The 25,185-nt window shown below is 43.2% G+C and carries 22 protein-coding genes and 1 tRNA gene; 17 read left to right on the top strand and 6 right to left on the bottom strand.

Features of this window, described 5'->3' with window-relative positions; genetic code table 11:
* Nucleotides 1–65: 65 nt before the first annotated feature.
* From AC0KVP_RS01255 to AC0KVP_RS01275, 5 genes are all read right to left on the bottom strand, one after another.
* Nucleotides 66–869 carry a DUF4198 domain-containing protein gene (locus AC0KVP_RS01255; RefSeq protein ID WP_473338371.1) on the bottom strand — a complete coding sequence of 268 codons (804 nt, stop codon included), beginning with the start codon at nt 867–869 and terminating at the stop codon, nt 66–68.
* Between the two features lie 148 nt (nt 870–1,017).
* Nucleotides 1,018–1,359, bottom strand: a complete 342-nt coding sequence (locus AC0KVP_RS01260; protein ID WP_010327661.1) for a membrane protein — start codon at nt 1,357–1,359, stop codon at nt 1,018–1,020.
* Between the two features lie 150 nt (nt 1,360–1,509).
* Nucleotides 1,510–1,585, bottom strand: a tRNA-Glu gene (locus AC0KVP_RS01265).
* Nucleotides 1,586–1,677: 92 nt separating this feature from the next.
* Nucleotides 1,678–3,186 carry a glutamate--tRNA ligase gene (gene gltX / locus AC0KVP_RS01270; RefSeq protein ID WP_473338374.1) on the bottom strand — a complete coding sequence of 503 codons (1,509 nt, stop codon included), beginning with the start codon at nt 3,184–3,186 and terminating at the stop codon, nt 1,678–1,680.
* Nucleotides 3,187–3,334: 148 nt separating this feature from the next.
* Nucleotides 3,335–3,619: a hypothetical protein gene (locus AC0KVP_RS01275; protein ID WP_004978106.1), complete on the bottom strand. Its 285-nt coding sequence runs from the start codon at nt 3,617–3,619 to the stop codon at nt 3,335–3,337.
* A 387-nt stretch (nt 3,620–4,006) separates the two neighbouring features.
* Between AC0KVP_RS01275 and AC0KVP_RS01280 the strand changes: the two genes are divergently transcribed.
* The 9 genes from AC0KVP_RS01280 (at nt 4,007) to AC0KVP_RS01320 (ending at nt 14,476) form a co-directional block, all read left to right on the top strand.
* Complete coding sequence (locus AC0KVP_RS01280) at nt 4,007–5,005, top strand: sulfate ABC transporter substrate-binding protein (protein WP_151835952.1); 999 nt, start codon at nt 4,007–4,009, stop codon at nt 5,003–5,005.
* 252 nt (nt 5,006–5,257) lie between these two features.
* Nucleotides 5,258–6,277: a sulfate ABC transporter substrate-binding protein gene (locus AC0KVP_RS01285; protein ID WP_111116212.1), complete on the top strand. Its 1,020-nt coding sequence runs from the start codon at nt 5,258–5,260 to the stop codon at nt 6,275–6,277.
* Nucleotides 6,278–6,465: 188 nt separating this feature from the next.
* Nucleotides 6,466–7,389: a 16S rRNA (cytosine(1402)-N(4))-methyltransferase RsmH gene (rsmH, locus tag AC0KVP_RS01290; RefSeq protein ID WP_473338375.1), complete on the top strand. Its 924-nt coding sequence runs from the start codon at nt 6,466–6,468 to the stop codon at nt 7,387–7,389.
* The gene (gene ftsL, locus AC0KVP_RS01295; protein WP_004691506.1) at nt 7,389–7,721 is read left to right on the top strand and encodes a cell division protein FtsL; all 333 of its coding nucleotides are present in this window, start codon (nt 7,389–7,391) and stop codon (nt 7,719–7,721) included. Before rsmH ends, ftsL begins: the two co-directional genes overlap by 1 nt.
* Before the next feature lie 12 nt (nt 7,722–7,733).
* Nucleotides 7,734–9,557 (top strand): penicillin-binding protein PBP3, encoded by a 1,824-nt coding sequence (gene ftsI, locus AC0KVP_RS01300; protein ID WP_010327652.1) that lies wholly within the window; start codon nt 7,734–7,736, stop codon nt 9,555–9,557.
* 7 nt (nt 9,558–9,564) lie between these two features.
* Nucleotides 9,565–11,061, top strand: a complete 1,497-nt coding sequence (locus AC0KVP_RS01305; RefSeq protein WP_473338378.1) for a UDP-N-acetylmuramoyl-L-alanyl-D-glutamate--2,6-diaminopimelate ligase — start codon at nt 9,565–9,567, stop codon at nt 11,059–11,061.
* A 9-nt stretch (nt 11,062–11,070) separates the two neighbouring features.
* Nucleotides 11,071–12,480, top strand: a complete 1,410-nt coding sequence (locus AC0KVP_RS01310; protein ID WP_473338380.1) for a UDP-N-acetylmuramoyl-tripeptide--D-alanyl-D-alanine ligase — start codon at nt 11,071–11,073, stop codon at nt 12,478–12,480.
* Nucleotides 12,481–13,599 carry a phospho-N-acetylmuramoyl-pentapeptide-transferase gene (mraY, locus tag AC0KVP_RS01315; RefSeq protein ID WP_058951625.1) on the top strand — a complete coding sequence of 373 codons (1,119 nt, stop codon included), beginning with the start codon at nt 12,481–12,483 and terminating at the stop codon, nt 13,597–13,599.
* 70 nt (nt 13,600–13,669) lie between these two features.
* Entirely contained in the window at nt 13,670–14,476 is an 807-nt protein-coding gene (locus AC0KVP_RS01320; RefSeq protein WP_473338382.1) for a putative RNA methyltransferase, read from the top strand.
* Between the two features lie 31 nt (nt 14,477–14,507).
* Here AC0KVP_RS01320 and ponA read toward each other — a convergent pair whose 3' ends face one another.
* Entirely contained in the window at nt 14,508–17,036 is a 2,529-nt protein-coding gene (gene ponA, locus AC0KVP_RS01325) for a penicillin-binding protein PBP1a (RefSeq protein ID WP_473338384.1), read from the bottom strand.
* A gap of 165 nt (nt 17,037–17,201) precedes the next feature.
* Between ponA and AC0KVP_RS01330 the strand changes: the two genes are divergently transcribed.
* The 8 genes from AC0KVP_RS01330 (at nt 17,202) to AC0KVP_RS01365 (ending at nt 24,794) form a co-directional block, all read left to right on the top strand.
* A complete protein-coding gene (locus tag AC0KVP_RS01330; RefSeq protein WP_004978085.1) occupies nt 17,202–18,260 on the top strand; it encodes a pilus assembly protein PilM in 1,059 nt (352 codons plus the stop codon).
* Nucleotides 18,260–18,916: a PilN domain-containing protein gene (locus AC0KVP_RS01335; RefSeq protein ID WP_336956218.1), complete on the top strand. Its 657-nt coding sequence runs from the start codon at nt 18,260–18,262 to the stop codon at nt 18,914–18,916. The genes AC0KVP_RS01330 and AC0KVP_RS01335 overlap by 1 nt, the downstream gene beginning before the upstream one ends.
* Nucleotides 18,913–19,635 (top strand): type IV pilus inner membrane component PilO, encoded by a 723-nt coding sequence (locus tag AC0KVP_RS01340; RefSeq protein WP_473338386.1) that lies wholly within the window; start codon nt 18,913–18,915, stop codon nt 19,633–19,635. The genes AC0KVP_RS01335 and AC0KVP_RS01340 overlap by 4 nt, the downstream gene beginning before the upstream one ends.
* Nucleotides 19,635–20,162: a pilus assembly protein PilP gene (locus tag AC0KVP_RS01345; protein ID WP_094148569.1), complete on the top strand. Its 528-nt coding sequence runs from the start codon at nt 19,635–19,637 to the stop codon at nt 20,160–20,162. The genes AC0KVP_RS01340 and AC0KVP_RS01345 overlap by 1 nt, the downstream gene beginning before the upstream one ends.
* 64 nt (nt 20,163–20,226) lie before the next feature.
* Entirely contained in the window at nt 20,227–22,260 is a 2,034-nt protein-coding gene (locus AC0KVP_RS01350) for a type IV pilus secretin PilQ (RefSeq protein WP_473340374.1), read from the top strand.
* 88 nt (nt 22,261–22,348) lie between these two features.
* Complete coding sequence (locus AC0KVP_RS01355) at nt 22,349–22,831, top strand: shikimate kinase (protein WP_207778853.1); 483 nt, start codon at nt 22,349–22,351, stop codon at nt 22,829–22,831.
* A gap of 30 nt (nt 22,832–22,861) precedes the next feature.
* Nucleotides 22,862–23,941, top strand: coding sequence for a 3-dehydroquinate synthase (gene aroB / locus AC0KVP_RS01360; protein WP_473338388.1), 1,080 nt, complete (start codon nt 22,862–22,864; stop codon nt 23,939–23,941).
* A 13-nt stretch (nt 23,942–23,954) separates the two neighbouring features.
* On the top strand, nt 23,955–24,794 hold the full coding sequence (locus tag AC0KVP_RS01365; RefSeq protein WP_473338389.1) for a hypothetical protein: 840 nt from the start codon (nt 23,955–23,957) through the stop codon (nt 24,792–24,794).
* Nucleotides 24,795–25,185: the final 391 nt, after the last annotated feature.

Here is a 25,185-nt window from a genome sequence, read left to right on the forward strand (position 1 = left end):
CGCTTCCGTTAATTCAATTAGAAAACCAGCCTTCGGGCTGGTTTTTTATGCTTAGCAATAGCCTCTTAAGGCGTTTTAGGGGCATTCACTTGTACGCTGATAATGGTGTAATACTGATTTTTAGGTTTTGCTTTGGCATCGACTTTTTCGCTCACTTCAATCAGGTATTGCCCAGCTTGTGCAAAAGTGAGTGTGGCATGGCCTTGTGCGTCGACAGGTGTGCTTTTCGCTTGCTGCTCAAGCTCACCTTGAGCGCGAACCATGAGTTCTGCATGCGCTAGGGCTTTGCTTGCTTGAGTAATTTGCAGTTGTACAGGCTGTTGCACTGTGATTTGGTTTGGATGGGTTTTGAAGTTGACTTGAATTGGGGCTGGCGTTACAGCAACAGGTGAGGAGCTGTCTTTGCTCACATAGCTTTGAATGCTCCATTCGCGAACCGTAGAGACCTTGCTTGGCACTTTGCCTTTAAAGTCACTTGGTATGACATAGTCACGCTCGCTTAGGGCAGGGACTTTATCTGCTGCGACATCAGCAAAGATTTTCCATTGACGATTATGTTGTACATATTCAATTGGATATGAGGTCTTGGCAAAAATGGTATAGGTGCCTTTTTCTGGTAGCTTAAGATCAAATGCAGTTGCAGATTCTAAGTGCTTCTGTGCTTGAATCGTATTCTGTGTTTGGTTTGGTTGGAAAACGCTGAATGAAATATCTTTTAGGGCATATTCAGGATGAAAGGCTTGTTCCGCATAGGCGCTCAATACAGGGACTTGGGTATTTTCAGTGTGATACGCCAGTGGAGCGACGTAGGGTTCATGTGCTTGAGACACTGAACAGAACAAGAGTGTGCAGAGTAGAGCATTTTTCATAGAGACTAGGCCTAAAAATATTTCGTAAGATGAGGTTTTTGATTATATCGAGAAAAACTAACAAGTGATAATAATTATTATTTATTCTTTGAGCAGATAAAAGGGAGTACATAGACTCCCTTTTTGGATGCGGGTTCTAAGTTAAAACTTAGATTTCCCACTCATGGTCGCACTCGCGGCATTTCCATTTTTTCTGAGACTGCATGAAGCCTTGCATTGAAATCTTAAAATCAGGAAGGTCGCGGTAAAACAGGAAACCTGCAATCACACATACGATGAAAACCACAACCGTTGCAATTTGTAGTGTTGAGCCAGCGCCATCCCCGAACAGCCACATTGCGATGCTAATGAGCACCAAAAGTAATAATACAAAAATGGCTGGAACCAAAAAAACCAGACTTTTAGGCACGACAGGGCGTGTTGCTGGAGCCCCTGCTTGAGCAACCGGCATAATTTTTGGGCTTTGACATTGAGGACAACGATATTGCATTACAACTCCAAAATTCGAATCTATGCTGTATTCTAATCGGATTGGAGCAGAAAGCCAAAAGCGTGGTAATGAAGTGCTGAAAAATTTGAGGCAATAAAAAACCCAAGTCATAATGCTTGGGTTTTTTACCAGATGTTGCCATCTTAAATATGGCGTCCCTACGGGGATTCGAACCCCGGTTACCGCCGTGAAAGGGCGATGTCCTAGGCCTCTAGACGATAGGGACTTATTGAGGCATCACGTTGAGTGGTTAACACCGTCTCTCTGTGTGAGCGCTATATTAGGGATATAACGCCCATGCGTCAACTAAAAAATCAATTAAGCTTCATCAACTGCGTCATTTTTCGGCAATTTTAGACTTTCATTGAGTTTTTCCCAAACTTTTGCTTCTTTTTTGCTTGGACCACCCACAATTTCAAGGGCATGGCGTAAGCGCGCGAAGGTTAAGTCAGGGCCAATGGTGACCATGGTTTGCATCACTGGGGTCGAAGCGGTCGAACCGGCAATCGCAATAAAGAACGCTGGCATAAAGTCACGGAGCTTAATTTCCATTTGGCTGGCTAAGTCCATCAAGGTTTGACTTACGGTGTCATTGTTCCATGTGAACATGCTTTCCAAACGCCAAATCGCAAATTGCAGACTTTGACGAACTTGTTCTTCGCTCAGTTTCTTGCTTTCAAACTGTTCTTTGGTCAAGCTTGGGAACTGGTTAAAGTAATGTGCAGACCAGTTCACCGCTTCCGAAAGTAAGTTGATACGAGGTTGAATCGCTGCGGCGATGTCTTCGAGCATCTTACGATCTGCTTTCCATGCCAATAAGGTATCTAACAGTTCAGCAGGGCTTAAGCCTTTGATCCATTGACCATTGAGCCAATTCAGTTTTTCCACATCAAAAATTGGACCACCGAGGGATACCCGTTGAATGTCAAAGTGTTCAATCATCTCCGCCAATGTGAATTTTTCGCGTTCATCTGGCATCGACCAGCCCATGCGGCCTAAGTAGTTCAACAAGGCTTCAGGCAAGACACCAATATTTTTGTAGTAGTTAATAGAAGTTGGGTTCTTACGTTTCGACAGTTTTGATTTGTCTGGGTTACGTAGTAATGGCATATGACCCAGTACAGGCATTTCCCAACCAAAGTATTGATACAGCAACTGATGTTTAGGTGCAGAAGGCAGCCACTCTTCGCCACGGAAAACGTGGGTAATTTGCATCAAATGGTCATCGACTACATTGGCAAGGTGATAGGTCGGTAAACCATCGGTTTTAAGCAAGACTTGCATGTCCACTTGTACCCAAGGAATTTCCACTTCCCCGCGCAGTAAGTCATTGACTGTACACATGCCTTCTTCGGGCACTTTCATACGAATCACGTGTGGTTCACCTGCAGCAAGGCGGCTTTGGACTTCTTCAGCAGATAATTTTAAACCACGACCATCGTACTTTGGTGTTTCACCACGGGCTTGTTGTTCTGCACGCATTTGATCCAACTCTTCGCTTGTTGCAAAGCAGTAGAATGCATGACCTTTTTCAACCAAATCCAGTGCATATTGCTTATAAATATGCATGCGTTCAGACTGGCGATATGGCGCATGTGGCCCGCCAATGTCTGGACCTTCAGACCAATTCAATCCTAACCAACGCAATGAATCTAAAATCATTTTTTCAGATTCAGGAGTCGAACGAAGTTGGTCGGTATCTTCAATCCGCAGAATAAATTCACCACCATGTTGCTTGGCATAGCATAAGTTAAATAACGCAATATACGCTGTGCCCACATGCGGGAAGCCAGTTGGAGAGGGTGCAATACGAGTACGAACAGTCATAGCCAATTATGATTCAGAATGTAAATTGAGGTCTATTATAACGAAAAAGCCCGACCACTTAATGCTTAATTCAACATTCAGTGATCGGGCTTTTGTACGCAAATGTCATAACTTGAGAGTGGTTACGACACTGTGGCTTATTTTTAGTTTAGAGGAACAATGATTGCACAAAACGGCTAAAGCGCTGGTTTTGTGTGGCAAAGAAATTTTGTGTCGGTGCAACTTTGATTGAGGTCATGATTTTTAAATCATTGTCCGTCATCGTGGTTCGGTCACTGCCTTTTTGTTGGCTGAGCGCTTTTTCAATCAACGATGTTTTCTCAGTGGGCATCGTGGCTTTGTCATTGCTTTGAATGGCTGCACTATGTCCCAGTTGGCTAAAACAAGCCAAGCCGATACTCAACGTAACGGTGTGTAAAAATGTTGCTTTCATGTCCTTTTCCCCTCTCAACATGGTATTGGAACAGATTTTTATTAAAGTCATTGGTAATCTAGTTTCAATTTAACCGATTTCACAAATAAAAAAGTAGAACTGTGTCACACAATTTACAAAATTATAAACAAATTTGGGCTAAATTGACATTTAAACATCAAATATAAATCATTTGGCTTTTTGTACCAAATAACTGTGGAGACAGCATGGAGATTTTGAGCTTGATCTGTGGAGGATGGATATGGGCTTATCCTTAAAAGTGCACAAAATAGTCCTTTTAGAGATATCTTTTTATCCGATATAAAAACTATAATTAATTATAACTAGATGATTGTATTGATTTTTTGTTGTTTATATAGTGAGCAGATTCAGTTCGAGTATAAAGCAATGAAAAAAATATTAGCGACATCGATTTTAGTATTACTTGGGGGCTTTGCAGCCAGTGCTTATGCGGCAAAAGATTTTTTAAATGTGTCTTATGACCCGACCCGTGAGTTTTATCAAGAATATAACCAAGCCTTTGGACAGTATTGGAAAAGCAAAACTGGGCAGGAGGTCAATTTTAAACAGTCTCATGGTGGATCGGGCAAGCAAGCACGTGCCGTTGCAACGGGTCTACAAGCAGATGTGGTGACCTTGGCCTTGGCCAATGATATTGATGAAATTGTGAATACTGGACAAATTGATAAAAATTGGCAAAAAGAATTTCCAAATAATTCTGCACCTTATACTTCAACCATTGTTTTTTTAGTGCGTAAGGGTAATCCCAAACAAATTAAAGACTGGAATGATTTAACCAAACCGGGGGTTGAGATTATTACCCCAAATCCAAAAACAGGGGGCGCGCCGCGTTGGATCTATTTATCGGCTTGGGGGTATGCATTAAAACAACCGGGAGGTAATGATGCAAAAGCCAAAGAATTGGTGAAAAAACTTTATCAAAATGTCAAAGTCCTTGATTCAGGCGCGCGAGGTTCATTGACCACGTTTGCTGAACGAGGCATCGGTGATGTGTTGTTGTCCTGGGAAAATGAAGCCTTACTGGCAACCCAAGGCCTAGGTAAAGACAAATACGATATTGTTTATCCGTCTATTTCGATTTTAGCGGAGCCATCGGTTGCGATTGTAGACAAAACCGTGGATAAAAATGGCAATCGAAATTTGGCCAAGGGCTATTTAAACTATCTGTATTCGCCAAAAGGTCAGGAGTTGGCGGCGAAGCATTTCTTCCGTCCACGAAATAAACAAGTGGCGACCAAATACCTTGCTCAGTTTCCAAAGCAAAAAACCTTTAATATTAATGATGTCTTTGGAGGGTGGGCCAAAGCGCAGAAAACTCACTTTGTAAATGGTGCGATCTTTGATCAGATTTATACTGAAAAATAAACGTGCTGTGGTTTGATGAGATCACGTTCGGACATCAAAGTGGATATACGCATATCCACTTTTATTATATTTTAAGCATAAAAATGTATATAATAAGAATAAGTAAAGTGTTTGCTATTATTTTAAATAAAAACAATTCATTAAGTCTTAGTGATTCTAAAATAACGAGTATTTAAAAAACAAAAGTGAATTGCGATTTATGATTTTGTTTCATATATTTAGCATAATTCTTGATATTTAATTTAATACGCCATGAAAACGCATTTGAAATCTCTCTGGGCTGCTGCCGTAGTGGCAACAGGTCTGACATTCAGTATGACATCAGCTCAAGCGGCTGACCGTACTATGCTCAATGTCTCCTATGATGCAACACGTGAATTTTACGATGAGTTCAATAAATCCTTTGGTGCTTATTGGCAAAGTCGTACAGGACAAACGGTCGATTTTAAACAGTCACACGGGGGTTCAGGTAAACAAGCCCGTTCGGTCGTTGATGGTCTAAAAGGGGATGTGGTGACCTTGGCCCTAGCCAATGACATTGAAGAAATTGTCAAATCGGGTCAAATCCAGCCGGGTTGGCAAAAAGAGTTCCCAAATAACTCTGCACCTTATACGTCGACCATTGTGTTCATGGTACGCAAAGGCAACCCGAAAAAAATTAAGGACTGGTCTGATTTAACCAAACCGGGTGTACAAATTATTACGCCTAATCCTAAAACAGGCGGTCTACCACGTTGGGTGTATCTGTCTGCTTGGGGTTATGCACTGAAACAACCCGGTGGCAATGAGGCCAAAGCCAAAGAGTTCGTGGGTAAAATGTACCATAACGTGAAAGTCATGGACTCTGCGGCACGGGCGTCTATGACCACCTTTGCAGAACGTCGCATTGGTGATGTGTTATTGACTTGGGAAAATGAAGCCTTAGTGACACAAAAAACTTTAGGTAAAAATCAGTTCGATATTGTTTATCCATCGATCTCAATTTTAACCGAGCCTTCGGTGGCAATCGTGGATAAGACCGTGGCGAAAAATGGCAACAAGTGGTTAGCACAGGGGTATATCAACTATTTATATTCACCACTGGGTCAGGAAATGGCGGCGAAACACTTCTATCGTCCGCGTAATGCTGCAGTTTTAGAAAAATATAAAGCGCAATTTCCACCGTTAAAAACCTTCACCATTGATGAAGTGTTTGGAGGTTGGGCCAAGGCTCAAAAGACCCACTTTGTGAATGGGGCGACCTTCGACCAAATCTATAATAGCCGTAAATAATCCAGTTAATTATTTTTAGCTACTACTTAAAAAGCCTCCCTTAGGAGGCTTTTTTGATAATGAATGCCGTTTAAAAACGGTTTTGTCTATGAAAAGTAATATTTCCCTACAAAAAGTCGTTTGGAGCTTTGTTAAAACAAGGTAATAATGTGCAGTTACATTTTTCCTTCCGATCATATTGAGTCTTTATGTCGCATATTTCTGTATTACTTCACGAAACTGTTGATGCTTTGGTAGCAGATCGCAATACAGGGATTTTCATTGACGGGACGTTTGGTCGTGGCGGACATACGCGTTTGCTGTTGTCTAAGCTGGATGAAAATGCACGTGTCTATGGTTTTGATAAAGACCCGCAAGCACTGGAAACAGCCGCGATTTTAGAACAGGAAGATCCACGTTTTAAAATTATCCATGCCAGCTTTGCTGACCTTAAGTATGAGTTAGAAGTACGCGGCATTGGCTTGGTCGATGGGGTTATGGCCGATTTGGGCGTGTCTTCACCGCAGCTTGATCAGGCGGAGCGTGGCTTTAGTTTTATGAAAGATGGACCACTGGATATGCGTATGGACAATTCAAAAGGTCCAACTGCAGCGCAGTGGCTGGTTAATATTGAGGAAGAAGCTTTAGCCAATATTATTTTCCAATACGGTGAAGAGCGTTATAGCCGTCGTATTGCCAAAGCGATTAAAGCGGCTGGGTTGATTGAAACCACAGCGCAGTTGGCTGAGATTGTGAAAGTGGCACACCCGAAATGGGAAAAAAATAAACATGCTGCAACACGAACTTTCCAAGCAATTCGTATTGCCATTAATAAAGAATTAGAAGATATTGAAGTTTTCCTACCGCAAGCGGTAGACGTATTAAAACCGAATGGTCGCTTGGCTGTGATTAGCTTCCATTCCTTAGAAGATCGATTAATTAAACAATTTATTCAAAAAGAGTCGACACTTGAGGAAGATATGGGTTGGGGTATGCCACAACAACGACCAGATACACGTCGTTTGAAGAAAGTATCACGTGTGAAAGCAAGTGATGCCGAGGTTAAAGCCAATCCACGTTCACGTAGTGCATGGCTTAGAGTTGCAGAGCGCTTAGCACTTAAAGGCGAATAATGAAAACTGAAGTCGTTGAAAAAATTCCAACAAAGTTAAAGTTTAAGAAGCTGATTGCCTATGTCATTTTATTGGTGCTGGTGTTTATCAGTGCCATGATGGTGGTGTTCCAAGTGTTTGAATACCGTCATGACTATCGCGAAATGAGCTCTTTTATGCGCGAGCGTGATGACTTAAATGCAGAGTGGGGCCGTTTGTTGATTGAACAGCAAACTTTTGGTGCAACTGCACAAATTGGAACGCGTGCAGTGACGCAATTGCGGATGTATTCACCACCTGCGGCGCAAACCGTAGTGATTTCTTTACCCACGACTTCAGAAGATAAAAAATAAGGCCGCTGTAACATGGTAGAAAAGCGTAAACCCACTCGTAAAAAACAACAAGCGGTGACTGAAAAATCGGCTCTACAGGTTGAAATGTGGCGCTTTTATCTCATGTGGGCAGTGGTTTTAGCTTGCTTTATTGCTTTGGTTGGACGTGCTTTTTACGTACAGGTCATCAATACTGAGTTTTTGCAAAACAAAGCCAATGCCAATATTTTAAGAACTGAAAAAATTAAAGCCATGCGCGGTGTGATTTATGACCGTCATGGTGTGCCTTTGGCGATCAGTACGCCGATTATGAAAGTGGTGATTGATCCACGTGATTATTTTGATAATAAAAAACTGTTTGATGAAATTACCGCTGAATTAGCCAAAGACCCGCACAATCGTAAATTGAAGCGTCAATTACCAGACAAAAACTTAAATCTGGATGAACTGGCTGATGCCGTGGGCATGGATCGTGCGGAACTGAAGCGGAAACTGAATGAACGTCCGCGTTCGCGTTACTTGGTCTTGAAAAAAGAAGTGCCACCTCAGCAAGCTGAATTGATTGCGAAACGTGAATTCCAAGGGGTGTATACAGAAAAGAACTACAAGCGTTACTATCCGCAACCACAACCGAATGCGCAAATTATTGGTTTGACCAACAGTGAAGGTTCGGGCATTGAAGGTTTAGAAATGCAGCTGAATCAACGCCTGTCGGGTATTGATGGTGAGCAGCAAATTGTTCGAGATAAAAAGGGCAATCGTTTTAAAGATGCTGAGGTGGTTAAAGAAGTTGAGCCGGGCGAAAATATTACGCTCAGTATTGATTCGCGCCTTCAGTACATTATGTACCGTGAACTGACTGCTGCGGGTGTAGCCAATAACGCGCGTTCTGCAACAGCGATTGCGGTCGATGTGAAAACAGGTGAAATTTTAGCGATGGCGTCGTGGCCGTCGTATAACCCGAACGATAAAAACAGTTTGTCCAATAAAGACGCCATGCGTAACCGTGGTGCGGTTGACTCTTTCGAGCCGGGTTCAACCATGAAGCCTTTGACCATTTCAATGGCTTTGGAAAGCGGAAAATACATGCCGAATACTGTGGTTAATACCACTCCGGGTTCGATGCGAGTCGGTAACCATACCATTCGAGATACACATAACTATGGTCCACTGACTTTGGGTGGAATTATTCAAAAATCGTCTAACGTGGGTGTGGCTAAAATTGCTTTGTCTCTCCCTTATGCAACTTTACCGACTTTTTATAAACGTCTCGGTTTTGGTCAGCGTTCTGCGGTTAAATTCCCAGGTGAAAGTGGTGGTTTAATTCTTCCGCCAAGTAAATGGAATGTATCGGAAGTCGCGACCATGGCATATGGCTATGGCTTAAATGCGACTGTGCTGCAAATGGTGGATGCTTATGCCATGTTGGCTAACAAAGGTGTGAAAATGCCTTTGAGTTTGTATAAGTTAGATGCGCCGCCCCGTGGTGAGCAAATGATTGATCCAAAAATTGCGGATCAAGTTTTGTTGATGATGGAAACTGCAACCTTACCAGGTGGTACCGCGACTCGTGCGACTATTCCGGGTTACCGTGTGGGTGGTAAAACAGGAACCGCACATAAGTTACGTGCTGACCGTAAAGGTTACTCAACCAATGAATATCGTGCACTTTTTGCCGGTGTAGCACCCGTTAGCGACCCGCGTTTAGCGATGGTGGTCGTGGTCGAAAACCCGCAAGGGACCTACTATGGTGGTACGGTGTCTGCGCCTGTATTTGCCCGTGTTATGCAAGAATCCTTACGTTTAATGAACGTGCCTTTAGATAAACCTTTAGATGCTCCTGTAATCAAGAGATAGGTGATGAATGTCCATTACATTTCAACAACTCTACACCGCTAACTTCAGCGCTGAATGGATGGCACAGCCATTTCAAGGTTTTGTTCTTGATAGTCGTAAAGTACAGGCAGGGCAAATTTTTATTGCGCTGACATCACTTTCACAACCTGAGAAAACAGAGCAGTTTGCGCAAATCGCCTTGGACAAAGGGGCTTTAGCGGTGGTGAGTGAAACTGAGCTTGCACTTGAAAACAGTATTGTGGTGCCGAATGTGCGTCACTTGATGGGAGACTGGCAAAAGCAATTTTTGTTGGCCACTAGCCAAGTCCAGCCTGCTCGTATTTTAGCGGTGACAGGAACCAATGGTAAAACCACGATTTCTCGTTTGGTTGCTGAGCTGTTGATGTTGCAAGGTCAGTCTTGTGCTGTGATGGGCACGACAGGTAATGGCATTTTACCGAATTTAGAAGCATCGTCGCATACCACTTTAGATGCGCTGCATTTACAAAATGCACTACATAGCTATGCCAAGCAAGGTGCTGAATTTGCTTCGATTGAAGCCTCTTCACATGGTTTGGAGCAAGGCCGTTTAGCGGGCAGTGAAATTGAAATTGCTGCATATAGCAACTTAAGTCGCGACCATTTGGACTACCATGGCACGCTTGAGGCCTATGCCGAAGCTAAATCTCGCTTGTTTCAATTTCCATCATTGAAAGTTGCAGTCATCAATCTGGATGATGAGCATGCTGGAGTCATGATTCAAGCGGCACAAAATAATCCAGCCCAACCGAAAATTTTAACCTATTCAACCACGCAGCCTGCAGACTATCAGGTGAAGAATATTCAATATAGCCTGACGGGTGCGAACTTTAGCCTGTGTACGGCACAGGCCGAATATCAGGTACAGAACCCATTATTGGGTCATTTTAATATTGAAAATTTGGTTGCAAGTTTAATTATGGTTGAACAAGCGGGTTTTGGTTTAGCCGATGTGGTTGCTACGACAGCACAGCTGAAGGGTGCACCAGGCCGTATGCAAGTGATTCGTGATGATGCGCGTTTATTTGTGGTTGATTATGCGCATACGCCTGATGCTCTGGTTCAAGTCTTAAGCACGTTGAAGCGCCATGTAGAACAGCAACTCTGGGCAGTATTTGGCTGTGGTGGAGACCGCGACCGTGGTAAACGCCCACTCATGACCCAAGCTGCTTTAAATGGAGCGGATGTAGTGTTGTTGACTTCAGATAACCCACGGACTGAAAATCCTGATCAAATTTTTGCCGATATGAAAGCGGGCGTTGATTTCTCAACTCGTGTGGTTCATGAAATCCATGATCGTCGTGAAGCGATTAAATTTGCCGTTCAACAGGCCCAAGCGGGTGATATTGTCGTGATTGCAGGCAAAGGTCATGAAAACTATCAAGAAATAGAGGGTGTTCGGCATTGGTTTGACGATGTCGTCGAAGTGCAATCCGCGATTGATGCACAGCACCACACTACTGATTCTGCTTATCCTGCACACTAAGGAAGTCATATGCATACCTCAACAACCAGCACAGTGCCTTTAGTGTCATGGAGCGCCGCACAGTTACTCGAAGCCACCCAAGGTTATTGGCTAAATGATCAAGCGCCAAATACTGAAATTAAACGTATTTTGACGGATTCGCGTGATGCAGAAGCAGGAGATGCTTTCTTGGCACTCAAAGGCGAACGTTTTGATGCGCATGCTTTTATTACGCAAGTTGCTGAACAAGGTTGCCAAGTGGCCATTGTGAGCCAGCCTGTAGATGCGGAGATTTGTCAGTTGGTGGTGCCTGATACACGTTTGGCATTAGGACAACTGGGGGCTTATCGTCGTGCACAAAACCCACAGCTAAAAGTGATTGCGCTGACGGGTAGTAGTGGTAAAACCACCACCAAAGAAATGTTAGGCAGTATTTTGTCACGTATAGCACCAACGTTGGTGACCCGTGGCAATCTGAATAACGACTTGGGTGTGCCGGTCATGTTATTGGAAATACGTCCTGAGCATCAATATGCAGTGATGGAGTTGGGTGCAAGCCATCAGGGTGAAATTGATTATACCTCGAATTTGGTCCAGCCCTTGGTTGCAGGCATTATCAATATTGGTACAGCACACTTGGGTGAGTTTGGTGGACGCGATGGCATCTGCCGTGCCAAGTCTGAGATTTATGCGCATATTGCTCCAAATGGCACATCAATTGTTCCTACAGCCGATGATTTTGCCGATAGCATTCGCCAAGCAGTACAAACTGAACAGGTGCTCAGTTTTGGTGCGGGTGGTGAAATCTTTGCCACTGAGATTGAGTTACAGGCACAATCTGCAACGTTTAAGTTGAATACCCCGCAAGGCGTGCATCAGGTGAATTTACCATTTGCTGGTGAGCATAATGTTCAAAATGCAACCGCTGCGGCAGCTTTTGCTTTAGCGATTGGCATCCGTTTGGATGAGATTGTAATTGGCCTTGAGCAAGCGGTCGGTGCAAAAGGGCGTTTGAACTTTATTCAACAAGGTCGACATTTGTTAATTGATGATACCTATAATGCCAACCCAACTTCGATGCGTGCAGCTGCTGAAGTGCTTGCACAGCAAGAGGGGGTTCGAGTGATGGTGATGGGCGATATTGGTGAGCTAGGCAGCTCTGCTGCACAGCAGCACTATATGCTGGGGCGTGATTTGGTCTCGGTGAAAGGGCTGAACTTCGTGGTGGCAGTCGGTGAATTTGCACCTGCGGCACAAGAAGGTGCTCGCAGCACCCAATATGGCAAAAAAATGCAGGCTTTTTTAACTCAAGAGCAGGCTTTGCCGTTCTTACTCAGTTTAATTGAAACACATCAACCCCAGTCTATGAGTTTCCTGTTTAAAGGTTCTCGTTATACCCATATGGAAACGTTGATGGCTGATTTGATGGAGAAACTCTAAATGTTGTTATGGTTATTTGAACAACTGGCGGGCTACCATAGTTCGTTTCAGGTGGTTCGTTATTTAACATTGCGTTCTTTGCTCAGTGTTTTAACCGCACTGACCATTGGTCTAGTGCTCGGTCCTGTGATGATTCGCAAGTTGCAAGCACTCAAATATGGTCAAGCCGTGAGTTCATATGCTCCTGAAAATCATGCCAAAAAAATGGGTACGCCAACCATGGGTGGGGTGCTGATCTTACTCTCAATTGGTATCTCCACACTGTTGTGGGCAGACTTATCCAACCCTTATGTATGGATTGTCTTGGCAGTGATGGTGATTTTTGGTGCAGTGGGTTGGGCCGATGACTGGATCAAGATTCGCTATAAAGACAATGCTGGCTTGCCTGCTCGTAAAAAGTTCTTTTGGACCTCGCTTGCATCATTGGGCGCAGGTATTGCGCTATATGTAATTGCACAGCAACAGACTAATCCTGTACATACCGCAAATATGCTGGATCTGCTGATTCCATTTTTTAAAGATTTAAGTATTCCTTTGTCGGTGATCCCGTTGGGTATTGGTTTTATCATTTTCACCTATTTGGTGATTAATGGTGCATCAAATGCCGTGAACCTTACTGATGGTTTGGATGGTTTAGCGATTATGCCTGTGGTACTGGTTGCAGCGGGTTTAGGCGTATTTGCATATCTGGCTGGTGATGTCCGTTTTGCCAATTATTTACATATTCCTTATGTGCGCTTTGCCTCTGAATTGGTGGTGATTTGTGCAGCTATGATTGGCGCAGGTTTGGCCTTCCTTTGGTTTAATGCACACCCTGCACAGGTCTTCATGGGCGATGTGGGTGCATTATCATTGGGCGCAATGCTCGGTACAATTGCGGTCATGGTTCGTCAGGAAATTGTCTTTGCCATTATGGCTGGTGTGTTTTTGGTCGAAGCGATTTCAGTCTTCTTGCAAATTGGCTCCCTCAGAATGCGCAATAAACGCGTGTTCTTGATGGCGCCATTACATCATCATTATGAGAAAAAAGGCTGGCGTGAAACCCAAGTGGTGATTCGTTTTTGGATTATCACAATTATGCTGGTAGTTTTAGGGCTAATGACCTTAAAATTGCGCTAAGCAAAAGTATGAAAAGAGTCGGCATTTGCCGGCTTTTTTTTATGCATGAGGTAATGTCTTGGAGAAAATAATGAATCTGCTCATGTGTCCTGTGTGTCGTGAGGCTTTAACTTTAAACGAAAGAACATGGCGCTGTGCGAATTCACATAGTTATGATGTGGCGAAACAAGGCTATGTCAATCTGCATGTCGTTCAACATAAGCACAGCAAAAATCCGGGGGATACGCCTGAGTCGGTACAAGCCCGCCGTGCCTTCTTAAGTGCAGGTCATTACGCGCCTTTACAGCAAGCAGTGGTAAATAAGGTGCGTGATTTACGTATTGAGAATTTACTTGATATCGGCTGTGGTGAAGGCTATTACACCGATGCGATGCAGGCTGAAGTGCTGCAATGTGTCGGTGTAGATATTGCAAAAAATGCGGTTCAAGTGGCTGCGAAAATCAATAAAAATATCACGTGGGTGGTAGGTACAGGAGCAACTTTACCCGTGTTGGATCAATCGATTGATCTATGTAGTAGTTTGTTTAGCCCGATTCCAAAACAAGAGATTTTAAGGGTGCTCAAGCCGCAAGGATATTTATTGGTGGTGACGCCTGCGCCTCAGCATTTATATGCAATGCGTGAAGCTTTGTTCGAAGAGGTGAAGCAGCATGAACCGAGCAAATTTGTAGAACAGTTGAGTGATGCGTTTGATTTGGTCAGTGATGATGTTGTTGATGCTGAACTTAAGCTTAATCAGCAGGACTTAAAAAACCTGATTGCCATGACCCCTTATGCCTATAAAGCAAAACAAGAGCGCCGTGAAGCCTTAGAGTCACAAGCAGCTTTTGACTTACATGCACAGTATCAAATTTTACTGTTTCAGAAAAAAGCATGAGTATAAAAAAGCCCGCAGATGCGGGCTTTTATTATTGGACTTGATCAATTAAATGATCGAGCGCATCCGATTTAGGTTTTGGTTGTTCTTTGGGTGCTTGCATGGTGGGTGGGGTGCTGTTCTTTGGAACCAACGTTTCCTCTTCACCTGGCAAATCATCAAAGTCACGCTCAGGAGCACGTGGAACCACCACCGGTGCAGGGCGATACAACGGTTGCGCCAAAGGTGGGGTTGGGCCTAAGTTGCTCTGAGGTGCTTCTTTCTGATGGCGTTGAATCGGGGCTTTGGCTTTGGCATCGAGTTGAACCCAAGCCGAAGGCGTGCCTTGTAAGGCCTTGGCCATGAAGTCTGTCCATATTGGGAGCGCAGCCACACCGCCGTATTCGCGGCGTCCTAAAGTCGTTGGTTGGTCGAAACCGACCCACGCTACGGTCACCAATTTGCCATTAAAGCCAGCAAACCAAGCATCTTTTGCATCATTGGTGGTTCCTGTTTTACCGCCCAAGTCATCTCGTCCAATCCGCAGTGCTGCACGGCCTGTACCATGTTGAATCACGTCTTTTAAAATATTCGCCATATCATAAGCTGAACTGGATTTTAAAATACGTTGCGCTTGACGATAGTCACTGTTGATTTCAACAGGATTTACCGATTTTTCAGCAGGGCTCAGCTCTTGGTTGGTGAGTTCAATTACTTCATCATCAGGTGTGATGGTGTCAGCAGATTGAGGATTTGGTTCTTGTTGAGAGATACAACTGATACATGCATATTCAGGGTTGTTTTGATAAATTACCTTGCCATAGGCATCTTCAATCCGATTGATGAAGTGTGGTTGAATGCGATAACCGCCATTGGCAAAGGCTGAGTAACCTGTGGCCATTTGAATCGGTAAAACCTGAGGTGTTCCGAGGGCAATGGTGTAGTTACGCGGAATCTGTTCATCGGTTAAGCCGAAGTCCATGAACAATTGACGTGTACGTTCAATGCCCACGGTTTGCAGGAGTCGAACTGACACGGTGTTACGCGATAAATAGAGTGCTCGACGCAGGGGAATCATGCCTAAATAGCGACCATCGGCATTACGCGGTGACCATTTTCCAATGGTGATCGGGCTGTCATTGACCATGCTATACGGTGTCATACCGCGCTCTAAAGCGAGTGCATAGACAAAAGGTTTAATAATCGAACCTGGTTGGCGCCAGCCTTGTGTGGTTCTATTAAATTTAGATTGATAAAAGTTATAACCACCAACCAATGCTTCTACAGCGCCATTGTTTGGGTTAAGTGCAATCAGCTGGCCCTGAACTTTAGGCAGTTGCACCAAAGCCCATGAGGTTTTGTTGTCATTGGGGCGCAGACGTACAATGTCTTTCACTTTAACAATTTGAGATGCTCTTGATGGTGCACCGCCTACCGCATTCGCATTGCGATAAGGACGTGTCCAAGACATGCCAGACCATGGCACGGTTACTGTTGAGCCATCTTGCATTAAGGCATCAAAACTATTTTGATTCACACGGGTAACTTCAGCAGGGAAGGTGTTGGCAAATGCACTAAAGCTACTTAAGGGTTTGTCATGGGCTTCCGCACCACGCCAACCATGACGACGGTCATAGGCTTCTAAACCATCTTGTACCGCTTGTTCGGCATAGGCTTGGCGTTCACTGTTGATGGTGGTATAGACCTTATAACCGGAGTCAATGGCATGCTCGCCGAACTTTTCAATCAGTTCACTACGGACCATTTCACCGATGTAGGGAAATCGGTTGCTTACCCCGCGGTCAGGCATATCAAGATTAATTGGTTCCGCAATGCCTTTTTCATATTGGCTTTGATTGATATAGCCTAGCTGGAGCATGCGACCCAAAATCCAGTTACGACGTTCTAAAGCACGTTCGGGGTTGACCACTGGATTGTATTTAGACGGCGCTTTAGGCAGGCCTGCAATCATTGCCATTTGCGCAATGCTGAGTTCATCTAAGCTTTTGTTGTAGTAGATTTTAGCTGCCGCTGCGATACCGTAGGCATTTTTACCCAAGAAAATCTTGTTGACATAGAGGGTTAAGATTTCCTCTTTCGTTAAATTCTGTTCAATTTTTCGTGCCAGAAAAACCTCAGTTAACTTACGTTTTAACGTACGCTCGGGACTGAGATAATAGTTTTTTGCCACTTGCATGGTGATGGTCGAGCCACCCGTTTGGACGTTTGACCCAGTAATACTTTCACTGACTGCACGTCCTAAACCTTTAAAACTGATACCACTATGCTCAAAAAAAGAAGAATCTTCCGCCGCTAAAAAGGCATGAATAAAACTTTGTGGGATCTGATCGTAATCTACGGGTACAGATAGCTTGCCACCGTATTCCGAAATGAGTTGGTTATCCGCACTATAAACTTGTAAAGGTTTTAGTAATGGCGCCTTTTTTAGAGTTGTCATTTGCGGCAAAGATGGGGCAATATAGAGATACATGCCATAAAAACCCATTGGAATTGAGACCAACATTATAATAATGATCAAAAAAAATGGATGAACACGGCCCGAACAAGATAGCTTTTTCATAACAAGTAAGTTTTAATAAGAGCTAATGGCAAACTAATTAGCGGTCAGTATATCCTGTACACATACGGAATGTTAGATGAGTTATTGTATCCGTATAAAATTATAGACGCAGACTAATTAGTGGGTTACTTTTTTTGGGGATAAAAAAATAATAGGAATGATACTGTGCTCAGGTTATATCGTAAGCCAAGTAAGGGGTTAATAGGAGTAGATATTAGTTCGACTTCTGTTAAGGTATTGGAACTTTCTGTTAAAAACAATCGGTATTGGGTGGAGAGCTATGCACTAGTCCCATTACCAGAAGGAAGTGTGGTCGAAAAAAATATATTGAATCCAGAAGCAGTTGGTGATGCCCTTGAGCGTGCGGTAAATTTGGCCAATGTTCAATCGACAGACGTAGCACTGGCAGTTCCGACGTCCATGGTGATTACTAAAATCATTGAAATGGATGCCGATATGAACGATGACGAACGTGAAATTCAGATTCGTGATGATGCTGAGCAATATATTCCATTCCCATTAGATGAAGCGAGTTTGGACTTTGAAGTCCTTCCAGACCGTTTAGCCAATCCAAATCGTGTCAATGTACTCCTCGTTGCAACTCGCATTGAAAATGTAGAGGCGCGTGCTGAAGCATTGGAGTTGGGCGGTTTAACGCCGAAAATTGCCGATGTTGAAAGTTTCGCCATTGAAAATGCATTCAAAGTCTTTTCAGATACACTCCCAATGGGCGTAAACACCGTTGGGATTCTGGACATTGGTCATACCATGACCACCTTGTCCGTCATGCAAAACAATAAAGTCATTTATACGCGTGAACAGGTATTCGGTGGTAAACAGCTGACCCAAGAAATTCAAAACCGTTATGGCTTGTCTTTTGAAGAAGCAGGACGTGCTAAAAAAAGCCGTACCCTGCCTGACGACTATGATATTGAAGTGCTTGAGCCTTTTCTTGAAGCAGTGGTGCAACAAGCAGCACGCTCTTTGCAGTTCTTCTTTTCGTCCTCTCAATTTAATGAGATCGACCATATTTTATTGGCAGGGGGGAATGCCAATATTCCAGGACTGGCGAAGTTATTACAACAAAAATTAGGTTATCGGGTCACCATTGCCAACCCATTTTTACAAATGGGCTTTTCTCCACAAATCGACATTAAAAAAATTGAAAATGATGCTTCATCACTCATGGTGGCATGTGGATTGGCATTGAGGAGTTTTGATTAATGGCAAAAATAAACCTACTCCCTTGGCGTGATGCGTTAAGAGAGAAACGAAAAAAAGAATTTATTGCCTATTGTATTGGGGCTGCATTAGTTGGGGTTTTAGCTGTTGCTTTGGCTTGGTTCTTTTACAGTCAAAAACTGGAAGATCAAGAACAAGCCAATCAGTTGGTGGTGAGTACCAATCAAAACTTAGATGTCCAATTAAAGTCATTGGAAGGTCTGCAAGAGCAGCGCAATGCGATTGTTGAACGGATGAAGTTGATCCAAGGTTTGCAAGGTCAACGTCCTGTGGCTGTGCGTTTGGTCGATGAAATGGTGCGTGTTACACCAACTAATATGTACATTACTAAGTTTGTGCGTACAGGTGATAAATTTACCATTGAAGGGAAAGCGGAAAGCCCGAATACAGTTGCGGAATTCTTACGAAATCTCGAAGCATCTGCGTGGTATCGCAATGCCTTTATGAATTCATTCTTGGTTGCTGAAGAGAAAAAAGATAAAGCGCCAAGTTCCATCGTGCCACGTGTTGAAGAAACCTATGGCACCTTTGTGGTTACGGCAGATTTAGATGAGATTGCACAGCCAGTAGCGCCTGATGCGACTACACCTGAAGCAGCAAGCACAGTTAATAATTCAACAGCGGGGGCAGCACAATGAGTCGCGATGAATTTGAAGAATTAACATCAGAAAACCATGCTGTAACCAAGAAAAAAATGACGGTTGATAAGTTTTTTCAACAGTTTAATACCTTAGATCCAAACAATTACGGTAGTTGGCCTTTTTCAGTCAAATTGACTTGTTGGATCTTTATCATTTTATTGATTGGGGCACTGGGTTATTTTGTCGTGATTAAGCCGAAGCTTGATGCGATTTCAAATGCACATGCACAAGAACAAAATTTACTGAATGAGTTTCGTGAAAAAGATTCAAAATTACGTAACTTGCAGCAATATCAAGCGCAATTGCAAGAAATGGAAGCTAATTTCAATCAGCAGTTAGAACAGTTGCCGAAAGAAACTGAAATTCCTGGTTTGGTTGAAGATATCAACGTGAGCGGCGTAAATTCTGGATTAAAGTTTAAAAATATTCGTTTAGAGCCAGAAATTCGCCAAGAGTTCTTTATCGAACAGCCGATTTCCATTGAAGCGACGGGTGATTATCATTCTTTTGGTTCATTTGTCAGTGGAATTGCAGCTTTACCGCGTATTGTGACTTTGCATGACTTCGATATCTCAGCATCAAGTAATAATGAGAAAAAGACGGATATTCCGCAAATTTCATACAGTGTAAAAGCGAAAACCTACCGTTATGTCGGGGCGACAGCTGCTACAGGTGTGGAAGATACAGCTAAGGCAGATGCAGGAGGTGCCAAGTAATGAAATATCAAAATCTCATGCTTAGTCTCTGCGTTGGACTATTCCTTGTGGGTTGTGATTCACGTATTGATGCGGTCAATATGCAAATGGCTGAAATTCGCAATCAGCCACCATTGCCGATTGAACCTGCGCCAGATTTCCCACCTGTACCGACTTTTAATTATGCAGCGCATCAATTAAAAAGTCCGTTTATGCCAAGCTCATTAGCGGCTGAACTGAAAATTATGGCTGGAAAACGTGTCTATCCAAACCTATCTCGCCAATTACAACCCTTGGAAAGTTATGCGATTGAATCGCTGAACATGAAAGGCAGCATGCGCGGACAAAATGGACAAATTTTGGCGTTGATTCAAACACCTGATGGTGAAATTGAACGCGTGCAGCGTGGTAGTTATTTGGGGATGAATCATGGTCGTGTGATTAATATCACCGCCACACAAATTGATTTGATTGAAATTATTCCGGATGGGCGTGAGGGCTATGTCGAGCGCCCGAGAAGCCTAGTATTAATTGGGCCGGCGCCTTAAAAAAGGAAAAGGAATAAAAATGAAAAATAGTGCTAAAGATTTTATATTTGGGGATGGCAATACGATGAACCATATGTTCCGTCAGTTTTCAATGGGTGCAATTGCAATGGCGGTGATGCAGGCTGCAAGTGCGCAAGTCAGTATTACGAATATTGTGCCAATGCAAATTCCGGGACAGGGAACAGAAATTCGTGTCATGTTCAACGGTTTGCCACCACAGCCGCAAGCCTATCAGTTGGAACAGCCATCACGTTTGGTTTTGGATTTTGATAAAGCACAGCAGAGCTTAAAACAAGGCAGTATTGCAGTGGCAACGGCTGAAGCAAGTACAGTAGATGTAACTTCAGATGCGCAGCGTTCACGTTTAACTGTAAATTTGACGGATGCCGGTGCATTTACTACACGTGTTGAAGGTAATACCTTTATTCTGAAAATTAACTCAGCGAACCCGGCGGTAGCAACACCTGTTGCTGCGGCGCGTTCAGAGCAAGGCATTTCAAATATTGGATTCCAACGCGGTTCAGGCGGTGAAGGCCAAATTGTGATTGATTTAAAAGGCAGTAATACGCCTGTCGATGTGAAACAGCAAGGCAGTAAAATTGTGGTGCGCGTTTTGGGGAATAAAATTCCTGCACACTTATCACGCCGTCTCAATGTGAATGATTTCGCAACACCAGTCTCGACCATTGATGCACAAAATGATGGTAGTAACGGCCTGATTACGATCCAGTCGAATGGCAGTTTTGAATATATGGCTTATCAGGCAGAAGATAAGCTCACGATTAGTTTAAAGCGTCCTGAAGATAAAAACCCAATGAAGCCTAAAGCACCAAGTGCTTATACAGGCAAAAAGATTTCTTTAGATTTCCAAGATATTGAAGTACGGCGTGTATTACAGCTCTTAGCTGATTTTACGGGCATCAATATGGTGGCTTCGGACACGGTACAAGGCAATATTACCTTACGTCTTAAAGATGTCCCATGGGATCAAGCACTTGATATCATTATGAAAACCAAGAATTTGGATAAGCGACGCAATGGTAATGTGATTTGGATTGCACCTGTAGCTGAGCTGATCAAATCTGAGGAAGATGAAGCGAAGGCCATTGCACAAAGTATAAAGCTTGCACCAATCCAAACCGATTATATTCAATTGAGTTATGCAAAAGCTGCTGATGTACTGAAGTTGTTAGAGGACTCCCGCGATGCTAAGGGGAGTGTGTCGAATCGTACCGCGGGTTCAGACTCCTTGGCTTTGGAAAGTTTATTGAGTTCGCGGGGGAGTGTTGTTTCTGACTCACGTACTAATACGCTAATTGTGAATGATACTTCACAAAATATTGATAAAATTAGAAAAATGATTGACTTGCTTGATGTGGCTGTGAAACAGGTGATGGTTGAAGCGCGTATTGTGACTGCTTCTACGGACTTTTCTCGTGAGTTGGGGATTAAGTGGAGTGCACAAAAACTTGGCAATAGTCCAGTATGGGGCGGGGATTTCCAACCGAGTTTTGATTTGGGGGTGGATTTAGCAACAAACACGGCTGGTACATTTAACTTTGGTTTATTGAAAATCTCGGATTATATGTTAAACCTTGAGTTAACTGCGCTACAGGCGGATGGTCATGGTGAAGTCTTGTCGGCGCCTAAAGTGCTTACTGGTGATAAACAAAAAGCCTATATTTTACGAGGAACAGAGATTCCTTATCAAACATATAGCGCGACAGAAGGCTTAAAAACCGAGTTCCGTGCGGCTAACTTAAAGTTAGAGGTGACTCCAAGTATCACGCCTGATGGTAAAGTTCAGATGGCACTCTTGGTTGAGAAAGACTCCATTGGTGCGATTACTAGTGATGGTATTGCGATTGACACCAGTGAATTACAAACCAATGTCTTAGTAGATGATGGTGAGACCGTCGTGCTGGGTGGTATTTTTGATGATGTGAAACGTAATGACTATGAAAAAGTGCCATTCCTAGCTGATTTACCAGTGGTGGGGAATTTATTTAAGAATAATGTCAAAACCACCATGCAAACTGAGTTATTGATTTTTGTGACACCACGAATTGTTAATGACAGTGTTTCAAGAAATCATTAATATATTTTCAATTTGAACAAATCTAAAAGGTGACTCCTTGCCAAGCAAAGAGTTTGAAACCCTACCAAATATTTATTTGGTAGGGCCTATGGGGGCTGGAAAAACAACGGTAGGACGACATTTAGCTGAACTGTTAGGACGTGAATTTCTCGATAGTGATCATGAGATTGAACGTAAAACAGGGGCAACGATTCCATGGATCTTTGAAAAAGAGGGTGAGCTTGGGTTTCGTAGTCGTGAAACGGTTGTAATCGATGAGTTAACCTCTCGACCCAACTTGGTCTTGGCCACAGGTGGTGGGGCGGTGACTCAGGCTCCAAATCGCGCATTTCTCAAACAACGTGGTATCGTTGTTTATCTTTATACTCCTGTAGAGATTCAACTACAGCGAACCTATCGTGATAAAAATCGCCCACTGCTTCAAGTGGAGAATCCTGAACAAAAGTTAACTGACTTACTCAGCGTTCGAGATCCTTTATATCGTGAAGTTGCCCATTATATTATCGAGACCAATCAAGGGGCTGCACGAGACCTGGCGCAGCGTATCTTAAACTTGATTCTTGTAAAGTAGTTTTGATTCAGTTTTGAAGTGATTTGATCCATGCAAACCTTATATGTTGAACTTGGCGAACGCCGTTACCCGATCTTTATTGGCAGTGATTTAGATCCGAAAGTTTTACTTGAGCCGTATATTCACGGACGCCAAGTGATGATTGTGAGTAATGAAACGGTCGCGCCTTTGTATTTAGCGCGTTACGTGGAAGCAATTGAAGCGTTGGGAAAAACAGTTGCAACGTGTATTTTGCCCGATGGTGAAAAATATAAGAATATTGAGCACCTCAACTTGATTTTTGATGCATTGTTAGCGTCAGGCTTCAACCGTGATTGCACAGTTTTAGCTTTAGGCGGTGGTGTGATTGGGGACATGGCGGGCTTTGCTTCGGCATGCTTCCAGCGCGGAGTCTATTTCATTCAGGTGCCAACGACACTTCTTTCACAGGTTGATTCGAGTGTCGGTGGTAAAACAGGGATTAATCATCCGCTGGGTAAAAATATGATCGGGGCATTTCAACAACCGCAAGTGGTCTTGGCGGATATGTCTCAACTCAAAACGCTGCCACCACGTGAGTTATCCGCAGGTTTGGCAGAAGTGATTAAGTACGCACTCTTGGGCGATGCTGACTTTCTCACTTGGTTGGAACAACATATGGATGATTTGGTGCAGGGTGATGAAGCTGCACTGGCTGAAGCTGTGTATCGTTCTTGTGCCCATAAAGCGCGTATTGTTGCCAATGATGAAAAAGAACAAGGCGAGCGTGCATTATTGAATCTTGGACATACTTTTGGACATGCGATTGAATCTTATCTAGGCTATGGTGAATGGCTCCATGGTGAAGCTGTGGCAACAGGTATGGTGATGGCAGCAGATCTATCGCAGCGTATGGGATGGATTAGTGCAGAAGATTTGGTACGTACAAAAAATATCATTCAACGCGCGAATTTACCGATAGTATGTCCGCAGATTCCTCTCGATGACTTTTTGGCATATATGGCTCATGATAAAAAAGTCTTGAACGGGCAATTGCGTTTGGTTTTGATGCAAGCGGTAGGACAGGCCATCATTACCAAAACATTTGATGTAGAATTGATGAAACAGGCGATTTTAGCCAACCAAGAATAGGCATAACTTTATTATGGTAACAACCCTTCGAACCCAGTGGCAGACAAAGCAAAATTATATTTGGCTTGCATTCGGAGGGGCATGCTTGTTTGGCGCTTTAGTCTTTTGGGCCATTACAGATCAAGAGACTGTGGTTGAAGTTGAAAAAAAAGCTGAATCCGAAGTTGAGTTACAAATTCAGCCAGAAAAAGTCGCAACCACCGCTCATTTAGGTTCATTCCTCGATGAAGTAAAACCTTTGGATATGACGACACGTGTTGTAGCAATCGCGCAGCATGAAGCTGAATTCCGTGGGACCAAATTTATTCAGGAAAATAAAAAGAACAGTACAGTTGAACTGTTTAGAGTCTCAGAAGAGGCGATTATTAAGCGCTTTTTGCAAAGGCAATCTGATCGTCAAGCTTTTAGCTACTTAAGACTAACAGGTGAAAACCAAATTGAGCAATATGTGCTGATCTATGGTGTATATAAAAATGCCAATGAGGCGCAAAAAGCATTGGCGGATTTAAAACTGACGTTGCCGAAGTCGGTGCAACCCAAAGTTGAAAAAATTGAAAGCTATGCAGACTATGTCAATGATCTTGGTTCTGACGAACTTGGACTTAGCAATAAGCTTTATGCTGTGCAGTTGAAACCAGCCGCTGTGCCCGTGATTGATGAAGCTACCCTTGCTGCGCGTCAACAAGCGGCACGTGCGGCAGTCGCACAAAATAAACAATCGACCACATCGACAACGGTTACTCGTCGTGATGCGGATGGAAATGTGGTTGATGTGCAAAAGTCACAAACGACCGTAGAGAATGCGCCACAAAATAAAACAAATGAACCTGAAGTGACCGACCCATTTAATTAAAATTGGTTCATTATGGCGCATCAAAAAATGTGAATTTCATATACGCACAAATATAGTGCAATAAATTGATTGTCTTCGAACTTTATTTTTACTTAAAAAACACAAACCTAATAAAACTAAAGCGCTTAACACACAAAATAAATAATTGGCACAGAACTTGCTTTAATGGTGCATGAATTGAGTTGATGTCACTGTTTTGGCGCAAAAAAGATTCGATTTATGAGCGAAATAGTAGCGGCCAAGTGCCTTAAATAAGTGCGTGACTGCTGCATACATTTTTTCAATTAAGACATGCATAAAGACGAAAATCAGTCTATCTTGGGTGTGAAGAAAAAATGCTGTACTTCAATCAGAATCTGAATATGAGTCAATTGAACGAATCGGCAAGAAG

Source organism: Acinetobacter sp. DL27 (genome assembly GCF_055810995.1).